This is a genomic window from Methylosinus sp. Sm6 (genome assembly GCF_019802345.1).
GTDB lineage: Bacteria > Pseudomonadota > Alphaproteobacteria > Rhizobiales > Beijerinckiaceae > Methylosinus.
The window spans coordinates 41,336-53,550 of the sequence record NZ_JAINDZ010000029.1 but is presented as its reverse complement, the minus strand read 5'-3'; the positions used below and the strand labels follow the sequence as shown (position 1 = coordinate 53,550).

Genomic DNA, 12,215 nt, shown 5'->3' with positions numbered 1-12,215 from the left:
TCGCCAAACTCAGGACCGGATTAGAATCAATGTCATGCGCTTGTACAACCAATTTTTGTGCCGGACAGCCGTGGGCTTGTCCCGGCCATCCACGCCAAGCCACTGAGATATTTTTTGGAAAGCGTCAGCGATCTGCGAACGTCTCGTTTTTGCGCCAAGTTGCGGAGACTGTCGCCGGGCGGCGACGCCGCGCATGAACTTGCAAGAAACCGCGGCGTGGCGGCGTGGATGGCCGGGACGAGCCCGGCCATGACGGCCTCCTCGAAATGTGTGCCTCGCTTAGCCCTGAAGGGGAGGGTCATGCGTCCCTGCCGTCGTTCACCCGACTGCTCTGATTTGCCGAGCGACGGCTCTGGCGGCGTTCGCGGCATTGGGTATTATGGCGCGCCGAGGTTTCGGCGCGGCGGCGATCCCGAGCGGCGGGCGCGGCGTTCCCGCGTCCAGGATCGTCGTCAGGAGGCCATTATTCATGTCCGATCAGCACATTTGCGAGGGGACGGCGTCCGCGCCGGGCCCGCTCGCCGCGGACGCTCGCCGCCGTCGCGAGCGGCTGAAAGCGCGGCGCAAATTATGGCTCGACATTCACCTCTATATCGGCCTCGTCGCCGGCGCGATGCTGGTTCTCATCGGATTGACCGGCAGCGCGCTGGTGTTCTGGAACGAGATCGACGAGATCCTCGATCCTGCGATGTTCACCTCGCAGGCGCCGTCGGAAGGCGAAGCGGCATTTCTGCCGCTCGGACGCATTCGCGAGGCGCTGGAGGCCGCCCTTCCGCCGGACGCCAAGGTCGGCAGCGTCTACACGCCGCGCAACGAGACCGGCTGCTACAAGGTTCTATTACGAGGCGCCAGATGGCGACACGCGCCGCCTCTGCATCGATCCGTATACGGCGAAAATTCTGGGAGATCGCGTCTATTGGTCGAAGAGCGGCGTCACGCGCCACAGCTTCATGAGCTTCCTCTTTCAGCTGCATTGGTCGCTGCTGCTCTATGACCTTGCCGGCGACCCCGGCGTCGTCGTCGCAATCGCCGCGCTGCTGCTCATGGCGTCGGTCGCGACCGGCGTCTATCTCTGGTGGCCGTCGCCGGGCAAATGGCTCGGCGCCGTCACGCTCAAGCGGCATGCGAGCGGCGAGCGGCTGAATTACGATCTCCACAAGCTCGGCGGAATCTACACGGCCCTGGTGCTGCTCGCTGTGCTGATCTCGGGCGTCTCGATGAATCTGACGACGCAGTTCCAATGGGTGGTCGAGCTGTTCTCGCCGCTCGGCGCCGCGCAGCGCGGCGAGCTCGTCTCCGGCGCCCCCGCGGGCCGATCGCGCATGCCTTTCGAGCTGGCCGTCTCGTCCGCGACGCGCCGCTATCCCGAGGGCCGGCTCGCCCATATCGATTTCCCGAAGGATGCGACGGGTGCCTATCAGCTCTGCCGCGAGGACATTGAAGAGATCAGCCGCTTCATCGGACAGCGCTGCGTCTTCGTCGATCAATATTCGGGCGACATTCTCGGCGTGCGCGATCCGGTACATGCGACGGCGGGCGAAGTGTTCATGCAATGGCAATGGCCGTTGCATTCCGGCCGCGCGTTCGGCTGAACCGGCCGCATATTGGTGTTCGTGACCGGGCTCGCCTGTCCACTGCTCTTCGTGACGGGCGTCATACGCTGGCTGCAGAAGCGGCGGGCGAAGCGGATGCTGCCCGAGAGGCGCGCGGCGCGGCGGATCGAGGCGTGAGGCGCGACGAGCGTTTGAAGAGATGCGGAATGGGAGGCCATCTATGACTCGTGGATTTTTCGTTTGGCTGCATCGCTGGGTCGGCTTGACCATGGCGGGCTTTCTCGTCATCGTCGGACTGACCGGCAGCCTGCTCGCGTTCCTGCCCGAGCTTCAGCACTGGCTCGCCCCAAAGATGCATCCGGGCGTCCATGCGGGTGTCCCGCTCGAGCCTGCGGCGCTGCTGCGCCGCGCCGAGGCGCTGGCGCCCAACGTGATCGTCAACACCGCTTATCTCGGCGAGCAGGGCGTCGCCCATATCGGCGTCGAGGCGAAGCCCGGCGCCGCGGCGCTCGATTTTGATTCCATCATCCTCGACCGCGTCACCGGCGAGGAGCTCGGCCGAGTCAAATGGGGCGGCCTGCCGACGAGCGCCGCCGCCATCATGCCCTTCGTCTACAGCCTGCATTACGAGCTGGCGATGGGAACGGTCGGCGCATGGATATTGGGCTTCATCGCGCTCGCCTGGACGATCGACTGCTTCGTCGGCTTCTATCTCACTCTGCCGCTGCCGAGCCGCGGAAACGCCCGCGGCTGGCTCTCTCGCTGGAAGCCGGCCTGGCTCGTCAAGCTGCGCGGCTCGTTCTACCGCATCAATTTCGATCTGCACCGCGCCAGCGGCCTTTGGCTGTGGATCGCTCTGCTGATCTTCGCCTGGTCCAGCGTCTATTGGAATTTGAACGGCTTCTACACGCGCGCCACGAGCCTCTTCTTCGACTACGAGCCGGCGGTTTGGGCGCGGGATCTGAAGGTCGAGCCTGCGCCGGGCAAGGCGCTGCTGCCCTGGGAGGAGGCGCAGGCGATCGGCGCCCGGCTGATGGACGAGCAGGCCCGCGCCAATGATTTTTCCGTGGAGTCGCTCGACGCGTTCTATTTGCTGCGCGAGAAAGGCGTCTTTCAATATCGCGTGCGCTCGTCGCGCGACCTCGGCGACAAGATCGGCGCGACCTATGTCCTGTTCGACGCCTATACCGGCGGTTTCATCGGGGTCGAAATGCCGAGCGGGCAGCGCGCCGGCAATACGATCACCAGCTGGCTCGCCGCGCTGCACATGGCCGCGGTGTTCGGCATGCCCTACCGCATTTTCGTCTGCGTGCTCGGCGTCGTCATCGCCATGCTCTCGGGCACCGGCGCCTATATCTGGTGGAAGAAGCGCAAGGCGCGTGTGAAGCACGCCTCTGGCGCGCCGGCGCCGGCGCCGGCGCTGGAGACGACCGACGCCTGACGCCGGCGGGAGGGGAGGGCGGCCCGGCGCGCGCGGCGCCGGGGCGGATTTGGCGCGAGCGGCGATTTGACCTAAAGCTCTCGCCTGTCGATTCACCTCCCGCGACCTCCCTGCGAGAATGACCGGTAACGCTCGTCGCAAGATTCTGATCATGGGCCTTCCCGGCGCGGGAAAGACCACGCTCGCGCGCGCGCTCGCTCCGATGGTCGGAGCGGTGCTGTTCAATGCCGACGAGGTTCGCGCCAATATCAACAAGGATCTGGGCTTCTCGCTCGAGGACCGCATCGAGCACGCCCGCCGCATGGGCTGGCTCTGCGACAAGGTCGTCGAGGCGGGCGGGATCGCCATCGCCGATTTTGTCTGCCCGACGCCACAGACGCGCGAGGCCTTCGGCCCGGCGATCGTGGTCTGGGTCGATCGGATCAGCGAGGGGCGCTTTCCCGACACCAATCGCCTGTTCGCGCCGCCTTCGGCCTATGAGCTGCGCGTGACGGCGGGCGAGCCTGCGGCCATCTGGGCCGAGCGGATCGCCGCGCTCATCCGCTCCGCGCCGTCGCGTTGAGCGATCCTCGAACTGCGTGTAAGACCCGCTTCAATATTCGGGGTCGGCTGCGCCGCCCGAGCGAAGCGAGGATTCATGTCGGATAAGATGACCGTCTATATCTGCACCCTGTGCCGCCTGAAGGACGAGCCCGAGGTGCGGCCCGGCCAGCAGCTCGTCGAGCGGCTGGAGGCGCGGCTGACGCCGCAGGACCGCGAGATTATCGCGGTGGAGACCGTCGAATGTCTCGGCGTCTGCACCCGGCCCTGCACCTTGGCCATGGCCGCGCCCGGCAAATGGACCGTCGTGCTCGGCGATTTCGACGCCGAAAAAGACGTCGAGGACCTGGTCCTGTCCCTGCGCCTCTACGCCGCCTCCGAGAATGGCCGCGTGCCGAAGAAGGACCGGCCCGAGGCGTTCCGCAGGGGCGGCGTGTCGCGCACGCCGCCCCGCCGAAGTGAGGCGAGCGAAATAGCGAATAGAACTACTCGCTATTCGCTATTCGCTACTCGCTCTTTTCGTTTTTCGCCCGCTCGATCGCGGTCGAAATGATCTTGCGCGCCGCCTCGGCGTCGCCCCAGCCGGCCGACTCCACCCATTTGCCCGGCTCGAGGTCCTTATAATGGGCGAAGAAATGCTCGATCTGCCGGGTCGTGATCTCCGGCAGGTCGGTATAGTTCTCCACCTTCTCGTAGCGCTTGGTGAGCTTCGGCGCAGGCACGGCGATGATCTTCTCGTCGCCGCCCGCTTCGTCGCGCATGTAGAGCACGCCGATCGGCCGCACGGCGATCACGGCCCCCGGCGCGATCGGGCGCGTGTTGGCGACCAGCACGTCGCAAGGGTCGCCGTCCTCCGACAATGTGTGCGGAATGAAGCCATAATTGCCAGGATAGCGCATGGACGTGTAGAGAAAACGGTCGACGACCAGAGTTCCCGACGCCTTGTCCAGCTCATATTTGATCGGCTCGCCGCCGAGCGGCACCTCGATCACGACATTGACTTCGAACGGAGGATTCACGCCGATCTTGATGGCGTCGAGACGCATGCAAACAGCTCCTGGGATGGGGGATTTGAGTCAGCGGACGGGCGCGGAGACGAAGCCGAAGGCGACGCGCGTCAGCATGTCGTCGCCGAAGCGCTCCTCCGCCTGGCGGATCGGCAGGCCGCCGAGCCGGCGATAGAAGCCGAGCGCCTTGTCATTGTCCGCCAGCGCCCAGACGACGGTGGAGAGATAGCCGTGCTCGGCCAGCTCCTGCCGCGCGGCGTTGAACAGCTCGCGGCCGAAGCCGAGGCCCTGATATTCCGGCAGCAGGTAGATCTCGAAAATCTCGCCCGAATAGGGCATGGAGGGGACGCGGTTGCGCCCATAGGTGACATAGCCGACGATCTGGCGGCCGAATTCCAGCACCAGAATGCCGCTGCCGCGCACGATGGCCCGCGCCCACCATTGCGGGCCGCGACGGGCGATCATGCGCTCGAGCTCGCCTCCCGGAATGAGGCCGCGATAGGCGTCGCGCCAGGACAGATCATGCACATGGGTGATCGCCTCGGCGTCGCCGGGGCCGGCATGACGAATGGAGGAGGCGATCTTGACCATGGGGCGATGTTAGGTCCCGAGGGCCCTGTTCGGCAAGTGCTCGGCGCCGACAAAGCGAACAAAAATAAAAGATGATGGCGTGTCCCGCCGTCCCGCTCGAGCCAGGCGTCGCCGACCGCTCAAGCGAGCAGGCCCGTCGACGCGCCGATCAGCAGCACGATTCCGATGAAGGCCCGATAGGCGACAAAGGGCCACGCCGAAAATCGCTCGAGGATGCGCAGGAGCCCCCAGATCGCCGCAAAGGCGGAAATGGAGGCGACGACAAGTCCGACGGCGAGCACCGACCAGCCATGCGCGTCGAGATGGGCCTTGTGCAGCTCATAGAGCTCCTTGAGGCCGGCGAGGGTGATCGCCGGCAGGCCGAGCAGAAAGGAGAATTGCGCCGCCTGCTCGCGCTTGAGGTCGAGGAACAGGGCCGCCGTCAGGGTGGAGCCGGATCGCGAGACGCCCGGGATCAGCGCGCCGACCTGCGCGAAGCCGACGATCAGCGCGTCCTTCAAGCTCACATGGTCGAGCGTGCGCGAGTGGTTGCAATAGAGTTCGGCGATGGCGAGCAGCGCCGCCATCACGAGGCAGGAGACGCCGATGACGGGCAAGCTGCGCAGCGGCGATCCGCAGGCGTTGAGCGTGTGGGAGAGGGCGAGCCCGGCGATGCCGATGGGAATGGTCGCCAGCGCGATCCACACGACGAAGCGGAAGCTCCAATCGGTGAAATCGCGCCGCAGCAGCGCGCGGGTGGAGCCGACGGCGAGCGAGCGGATGTCGCCCCAGAAATAGCTGACCACGGCGGCGAGGGCGGCGAGCTGCATGGCGGCGGAGAAGGCCGAGCCCGGGTCCTTCCAGCCGAGCAGGGCCGGCACGATGCGCATATGGGCGGTGGACGAGATGGGCAGCAGCTCGGTGACGCCCTGGACGACGCCGAGCGCCGCCACCTTGGCGTAGCCGAGCTCGATGAAGCCGGTGTCGAGTCCGGCGGTGCAGGCCGAGGCCATGAGGCGTTCTCCGAAACGAGGCTCAGGCCGCCTCGGCGCGCGAATCGCCCCGGCGCGGCGGTCGACGCTTTGTCTCAGACTGAGGGTCGAGGATCAACCTGGAGCCGCGCCCAACTCCCCCGCAACCCCGTCGACCGGCGCCGTGGGGTGAGATATGCGGGATAGAGAAAGCTCGATCTTCGACGCGGTGGATGTCGTATAAGACTGCGAACGAGGTCAAATCATGTCGCCGAGGCGACATTGAAATATTTCCCTACGGATATGCATCGCGCGCGGCGCACGACGCCACCCCGACCAGCGAGAGGACGCTCATATTCGGTTCTTTCGCGCCGATTTCGGGATGCGGATGCGCAGGCTTCCATCAGCATGGACGGGAAAGTCGCCTGGCGGGACAATGTTTTCGTCGAGCGGCTCTCGCGCGAACATGATGACCGGCGGTAGGCCATGGCCGCCGCCTGCGCGGCGAAGCGCGCGCCTTTGCCGCGCCGGTTCGGAGTTGCGCCGGCGGCGGATATATTTAATATAGTGACTGTCAGTATATATTATGGGGCAGCCATGACCACCTCCCACGTCCTCATCGTCGGCGGCGGGCCTGCGGGCCTCACGCTGGCGCTGGAGCTTACCCGCGCCGGCCTCGGCGTCCGCATCATCGACGCGGCGCCGCAGCGGCCCGATTCGGAGTCCCGCGCCATCGGTCTTCATCCGCGCTCGATCGAAGCCTTCGCCCGCAATGGCGCGGCTGCCTCCTTTCTCGACGCCGGAATGACGCTGCGCGCGGCCAATTTCTATTCGAGCGGGAAGCGCATGCTTCGCATCGGCCTCGAAGGCGGCGCCGACCAGCCCTATCCATTCTCGCTGCTCGTGCAGCAGGGCAAGAGCGAGCGCTTCCTCATCGAGCGTCTGCGCGCATGCGGCGTCGAGATCGAGCGGCCCGTGGCGCTCGACGCCTTCGCCCAAACCGAAACGGGAACGACCGCGGTGCTGCGTCGCGCGGATGGCCGGCTCGAGGAGGCGCGCTTCGATTATATCGCCGGATGCGACGGCGCTCACAGCCTCGTGCGGCGATCGCTCGGCGTCGATTTCGTCGGCAAATCTCTCGAAGGCCGATTCGCCACCGGCGATCTCGCGATCGACTTTCCGCGCGCGGCGCGCTGGGCCGAGCATGAGATCCATACGTTGCTGCAGCCCGGCCGCTTCGCCATCTTCGGCCGGCTGAAGGACGGCAACTGGCGTGTCGTGGTCGATGTGACCGACCGGCCGGAGATCACCGCGGATCATGTCGACGTCGCCGATCTTCAGCACGGCTTCGCGAGCTTTCCCGAGTTCGACGGAGTCTTGCGCGATCCGCAATGGATTTCGACGTTCCGCGTCTCCAGCCGCGTCGCGGAGTCCCTGCGCAAGGGCCGCGTGTTCCTGCTCGGCGACGCGGCGCATATCCACAGCCCCGAGAGCGGCCAGGGCATGAACGCCGGCGTCCAGGACGCGATCAATCTCGCCTGGAAGCTCGCGGCCGTCATCGAAGGCGCCGCCGCGCCGATCTTGCTCGACAGCTATGAAGCCGAGCGGCTTCCGATCATTCGCTCCATCGTCCGCGAAACAGAGATCGCGCAGAAGGCCATCAGCCTCGACAGTCCGGCGAAGATTGCATTGCGCGATCTCGCGGCGGCTTCGCTCGGCCGCTCGCGCTTCGTGCAGAAAAGGCTCAGCGCCGCTTTTTCGGCGACCGCCTTTCATTATCGAGACAGCGCCATCGTCGACCAATATGTCCAGCCTTTCATGGACCATCTCACGGCGATCGCGAAGGGCGAGCCCTTTCGCGCGATCGCCTCGCATATCGCTTTTCGCGCGGCGCCTGCGCCGGGCGATTGGGCGCCGGACGCGACCGGACTCGTCGCGCCCGACGGCGACGAGACGAGCCTGCACCGCATGATGGCGAACGAGCTGCGATCGATCGTCCTCATTCTCGGCGGCGATGATCCGACGCAAAGCGATCTCGCACGGCTCTCTCGTCTCGCGAGCGCGCTGCGCGCCGAGCTCGGTCGGCTTCTCTCGCCACGTCTCATCACGCGCACGCCATTCCCGGGCGCGCTCCACGACAGCAATGGCGCGCTGCATGCGCGCTATGGCGGAAAATACCAATGCCTGTTCCTCGTCAGGCCCGACGGCTTCATCGGCTTTCGCAGCCAGCCGGCGCTCGCGGCCCCTCTGCGGCGTTATCTCGCAGATAAATTGGGCGTCGGGCGGCCCGTGACCGCTCTAGCGCCGCTTGCGCATGGGCGGGCGCGATAGCACGATCGCGCCATGACCAAAGCTCTCGACGCTTCCGAGCCGCGAGCCAAGCGGTCGCGCGGCCGGCCGCGTGGCGACGCGCGCGAGCGGATTTTGCGCGCCGCGCGCCGCCTGCTCGCCGCGCAGCGTTACGACGAGGTGAGCGTGCCGGAAATCGTCGCCGCCGCGGGCGTCGCGCAAGGAACCTTCTATCTCTATTTCGAGACCAAGGCGTCTCTGATCGTTGCGCTCGCCGATGAGATCCAGCGCGCGATCGAGGCAAAGATCGCCGCCTGCTTCTCGTCGGACGTTCCAGTGATCGAGCTCGTCGGGCGCCTCATCGACGCAGGCGCCGCCGTCTGCCGCGACCACGCCGACATTCTGCCGTTCCTTCGCTCCGAAGCCTTGCTGTTCGGCGAGTCTCGACGGTCCGAGGAATTGCGTAAGCCGCATGTCGAAAAGCTCGCGTCGCTTATCCAACGCGACCAGCGAGCCGGACTCCTCCGCCGCGATCTCACGCCGGCCTATGCCGCCCGTCTCATCTCCGCCACGCTCGATCAGGTCGCGCGCGACGTCGCCGGCGGCTCCGTGTCCGGGAATGAAATCGCCTATCGCGACGAGGCGATCGCCTTTCTGCGACGCGCCATCGCGGCGGAGGCGCGATCATGAGGGCCGTCTCGGAGGTCGGTTATCGACGCTGAATCCGCCGAGCTCGCAAACATGCACATTCGGGCAGGCCGCACCTCTTGGCGACCCTGCTCGATGGTTCGCAAATCCGATAGGCGGATCCGGCGCGGTCATGTGCGATCCCAGGGGCCTCACGGACGAGGTCCCGTCTCGGCAAAAACCGGTCAGTTGCTTTTTTGCCCCGACGCCCTATATCTCGCTCATCGAGTTTCGGCCGAACGGACGAGCTTTCCCGCCTTTGCAGGCGCGTCGGCGTGCGACTTTCTCCCCAAAGCTTCGATCTTCATGCGATCGCGCGCGCGCGACCGCCAAACTGTCACGCCCGTAGAGGAAAAGGAAAACTCATGCAAACCGGCGTCGTAAAATGGTTCAACTCGCAGAAGGGCTTCGGCTTCATCCAGCCGGACTCCGGCGGGGCGGATGTGTTCGTTCACATCAGCGCGGTGGAGCGCGCGGGGCTTCGCGGACTCGCGGAAGGCCAGAAAATTTCCTACGAGACCGTCATCGACAGACGCAGCGGCAAATCTTCCGCCGACCAGCTGCAGGTCGAGGCGTAAAGCCTGAGTTCTCGACCCATTCCTGTCGACCGCGGATGTACCGGCGGCGGGAACGGGGCTGAGGACGGGGCGCGCGACTTGTCGTCATCGCTCTCGGGCGCCGGCCTAAATCAGGCGCGCAGCACGAAGCGATCACACATGAGGAGAAGGCCGTGGCGAAAGCCGAACTTGGCGCAAAGCGCCGATGCCTGAGCTGTGGCGCGGCGTTTTTCGACCTCAATCGCGACCCGATCACCTGTCCGAAATGCGCCACGATTTTTCAAGTCGTGGAGCTGCCCCGCTCTGCGCCGCGGAGGGCTCCGTATCGCCCGATGCAGAGCGAGGCGCGCGTTCCCGACGGCCAGCCTTCGGCCGAGGATGACGAGGTGTCGGCGGAGGCGGATGAAGCGGAAGCCGACACGGACGCAGACGCAGACGACGCAGAAACCGACGACGGCATTCCGCAGCCGATCGACGAGGACGAAAAGATCGAGGAGATCGACGACCTCATCTAGCGGCTTGCGTCGACGAATTTGAAGCCTCTCGAGAGCGAGTCTCTCAAGGCTCGCTCAAATCGGCTGGATCACGCTACGAGGGGGCCGCGAAGAAAGCGACTCCGCTCCGACCCGGCAGCCCCCGATCCGCCGACTTCCGCGGAGCTCGCTCCTCCGAGACTATGCCGAGCGATCGTCTTGCCTCCCGTCCACTTTCCAGGCGAATTCACTCGTGACCTTCTCGAACGCCCGCGCCCCGCTTGCCAAAGCCTTGGCGGAGCGCAATTACATGTCGCCTACGCCGGTGCAGGCGGCGGTGCTGTCCGCCGAAGCTCGAGGGGGAGACATTCTCGTTTCCGCTCAGACGGGATCGGGAAAGACGGTCGCCTATGGTCTGGCCATCGCTCCGACGCTTCTCGGCGAGGCCGATTGCCTGACGGCCCCGCGAGCGCCTCTCGCGCTCGTCGTCGCGCCGACGCGCGAGCTCGCCTTGCAGGTGGAGCGCGAGCTCGGCTGGCTCTACGAGCACGCCGCAGCGCGAATCGTCGCTTGCGTCGGCGGCATGGATGCGCGCCTCGAGCGCCGCAAATTGGCGGAGGGAGCGCATATCGTCGTCGGAACGCCCGGACGTTTGCGCGATCACATCGAGCGCGGCGGATTGGATACGACGGGCATCGTCGCCGTCGTTCTCGACGAAGCCGACGAGATGCTCGACCTTGGCTTCAGGGAGGACCTGGAGTTCATTCTCGAGGCGACGCCCGAGGAGAGGCGCACGCTCCTGTTCTCGGCCACCATGCCGAAAGGCATCGCGGCTCTGGCGAAGCGTTATCAGCGCGACGCGCGGCGGATCGACGTGGCGCGCGGGGAGGGCGGTCACGGCGACATCGACTATCGCGCGGTGCGCGTCGCTCCGAAAGAGACGGAGCTCGCGACCGTCAATCTGTTGCGCTATTTCGAGGCGCCGACGGCGATCGTGTTCTGCAATACGCGCGAGTCCGTTCGGCATCTGCATGCGATCTTGCTCGAGCGTGGGTTCGCGGCCGTGCTTTTGTCGGGCGAGCTCAGCCAGCATGAGCGCAATCACTCCATGCAGGCGCTGCGCGACGGACGCGCGCGGGTCTGCGTCGCGACCGACGTCGCGGCGCGCGGCATAGATTTGCCCAATCTCGACCTCGTCATTCACGCCGATCTCCCGCATGACGCGGAAGCTCTGCAGCATCGCAGCGGCCGCACCGGGCGCGCCGGGCGCAAGGGCGTGAGCGCGCTGCTCGTTGCCCCCGCGCGACGTCATCGCGCCGAACGATTGTTGCGCGACGCCGGCGCCTACGCATTTTGGAGCGGGCCGCCCTCGGCCGAAGAGATCGACGCGCTCGATCGCAAGCGCATGATGAACGATCCGCTGCTGTCGGAGCCGCCGCGAGACGAGGATTTCGAGGCGGCGAAGCTGCTGCTCGCGGACCGAACGCCCGAGCAGATCGGCGCGATGCTCGTTCGTCTCTACCGCGCGCGGCTTCCAGCGACCGAGGCGGTCGTCGATCCCGGGCAGGAGCCCCGACAGGAGCCGCAGCGCCGGGAGCCGCGCGCGCCTCGGACGCCTGCCGCAAATTCCGTCAAAGCGCCGCGTCCGTCCCGCTTGCCCGGCGGCGCCGTGTGGTTTCGTCTCGGCATCGGCCGAACCAAGAACGCCGATCCGAAATGGCTGCTGCCGATGCTCTGTCGCAAGGGCAATCTCATGCGGCAAGACATCGGAGCGATCCAGATCTTCGAGCATGAAACGAAGGTCGAAATCGCCGAGCCGGCGGCCGCGCAATTCCTCGCCGACATGCGTCGGCCCGGCGGCGACAGCATTCGTGTCGAACGGTTGAGCGGTTCGTCGGAGCCGCGAACCGTCGAGCCGCCGAAAAAAGACGCGGAGCCAAAACGAAGGCCGAAGCCGCGGCGCGAGACTCGAAAACCGTGACGGTTGTCGGACCGATCTGTCATATCGCCGTATCGTTCTTGTCGGGATGGGAGTCGATCGAAGCGCCAGGGCAATCGGGTGAAGGATAAAGTCCCCAACCCTCGTCCTGAGGAGCCGCCGCAGGCGGCGTCTCGAAGGACGGCCGC

12 protein-coding genes and 1 pseudogene are annotated in these 12,215 nt (G+C 66.0%); 10 read left to right on the top strand and 3 right to left on the bottom strand.

What is annotated here, in order from left to right; genetic code table 11:
- Positions 1 to 379 precede the first annotated feature (379 nt).
- From K3F48_RS24995 to K3F48_RS17770, 5 genes and pseudogenes are all read left to right on the top strand, one after another.
- A pseudogene (locus K3F48_RS24995) lies at positions 380 to 721 on the top strand (PepSY domain-containing protein); the annotation flags it as partial.
- Positions 681 to 1,592, top strand: coding sequence for a PepSY-associated TM helix domain-containing protein (locus K3F48_RS17785; RefSeq protein WP_222576776.1), 912 nt, complete (start codon positions 681 to 683; stop codon positions 1,590 to 1,592). The pseudogene K3F48_RS24995 and the gene K3F48_RS17785, both read left to right, overlap by 41 nt.
- A gap of 181 nt (positions 1,593 to 1,773) precedes the next feature.
- The gene (locus K3F48_RS17780; RefSeq protein ID WP_222576773.1) at positions 1,774 to 2,994 is read left to right on the top strand and encodes a PepSY domain-containing protein; all 1,221 of its coding nucleotides are present in this window, start codon (positions 1,774 to 1,776) and stop codon (positions 2,992 to 2,994) included.
- A gap of 151 nt (positions 2,995 to 3,145) precedes the next feature.
- Positions 3,146 to 3,556 (top strand): adenylyl-sulfate kinase, encoded by a 411-nt coding sequence (locus K3F48_RS17775; protein ID WP_222576772.1) that lies wholly within the window; start codon positions 3,146 to 3,148, stop codon positions 3,554 to 3,556.
- Between the two features lie 75 nt (positions 3,557 to 3,631).
- Positions 3,632 to 4,087, top strand: a complete 456-nt coding sequence (locus tag K3F48_RS17770) for a DUF1636 domain-containing protein (RefSeq protein WP_255609296.1) — start codon at positions 3,632 to 3,634, stop codon at positions 4,085 to 4,087.
- Here the strand turns inward: K3F48_RS17770 and ppa are convergent.
- The 3 genes from ppa to uppP all read right to left on the bottom strand — a co-directional run bounded on the left by ppa (position 4,041) and on the right by uppP (position 6,124).
- On the bottom strand, positions 4,041 to 4,580 hold the full coding sequence (gene ppa, locus K3F48_RS17765) for an inorganic diphosphatase (RefSeq protein ID WP_222576771.1): 540 nt from the start codon (positions 4,578 to 4,580) through the stop codon (positions 4,041 to 4,043). The two genes, K3F48_RS17770 and ppa, sit on opposite strands and share 47 nt — an antisense overlap.
- A 30-nt stretch (positions 4,581 to 4,610) precedes the next feature.
- Positions 4,611 to 5,132: a GNAT family N-acetyltransferase gene (locus tag K3F48_RS17760; protein WP_222576770.1), complete on the bottom strand. Its 522-nt coding sequence runs from the start codon at positions 5,130 to 5,132 to the stop codon at positions 4,611 to 4,613.
- Between the two features lie 119 nt (positions 5,133 to 5,251).
- Positions 5,252 to 6,124, bottom strand: a complete 873-nt coding sequence (uppP, locus tag K3F48_RS17755) for an undecaprenyl-diphosphatase UppP (protein ID WP_222576769.1) — start codon at positions 6,122 to 6,124, stop codon at positions 5,252 to 5,254.
- Positions 6,125 to 6,679: 555 nt separating this feature from the next.
- Between uppP and K3F48_RS17750 the strand changes: the two genes are divergently transcribed.
- From K3F48_RS17750 to K3F48_RS17730, 5 genes are all read left to right on the top strand, one after another.
- A complete protein-coding gene (locus K3F48_RS17750; RefSeq protein WP_222576768.1) occupies positions 6,680 to 8,413 on the top strand; it encodes an FAD-dependent monooxygenase in 1,734 nt (577 codons plus the stop codon).
- Positions 8,414 to 8,425: 12 nt separating this feature from the next.
- Positions 8,426 to 9,061 carry a TetR/AcrR family transcriptional regulator gene (locus tag K3F48_RS17745; protein WP_222576767.1) on the top strand — a complete coding sequence of 212 codons (636 nt, stop codon included), beginning with the start codon at positions 8,426 to 8,428 and terminating at the stop codon, positions 9,059 to 9,061.
- A gap of 362 nt (positions 9,062 to 9,423) precedes the next feature.
- Complete coding sequence (locus K3F48_RS17740; RefSeq protein WP_222576766.1) at positions 9,424 to 9,636, top strand: cold-shock protein; 213 nt, start codon at positions 9,424 to 9,426, stop codon at positions 9,634 to 9,636.
- 152 nt (positions 9,637 to 9,788) lie between these two features.
- Positions 9,789 to 10,130, top strand: coding sequence for a TIGR02300 family protein (locus tag K3F48_RS17735; RefSeq protein ID WP_222576765.1), 342 nt, complete (start codon positions 9,789 to 9,791; stop codon positions 10,128 to 10,130).
- A 268-nt stretch (positions 10,131 to 10,398) separates the two neighbouring features.
- Complete coding sequence (locus K3F48_RS17730; RefSeq protein ID WP_255609293.1) at positions 10,399 to 12,069, top strand: DEAD/DEAH box helicase; 1,671 nt, start codon at positions 10,399 to 10,401, stop codon at positions 12,067 to 12,069.
- Positions 12,070 to 12,215 lie beyond the last annotated feature (146 nt).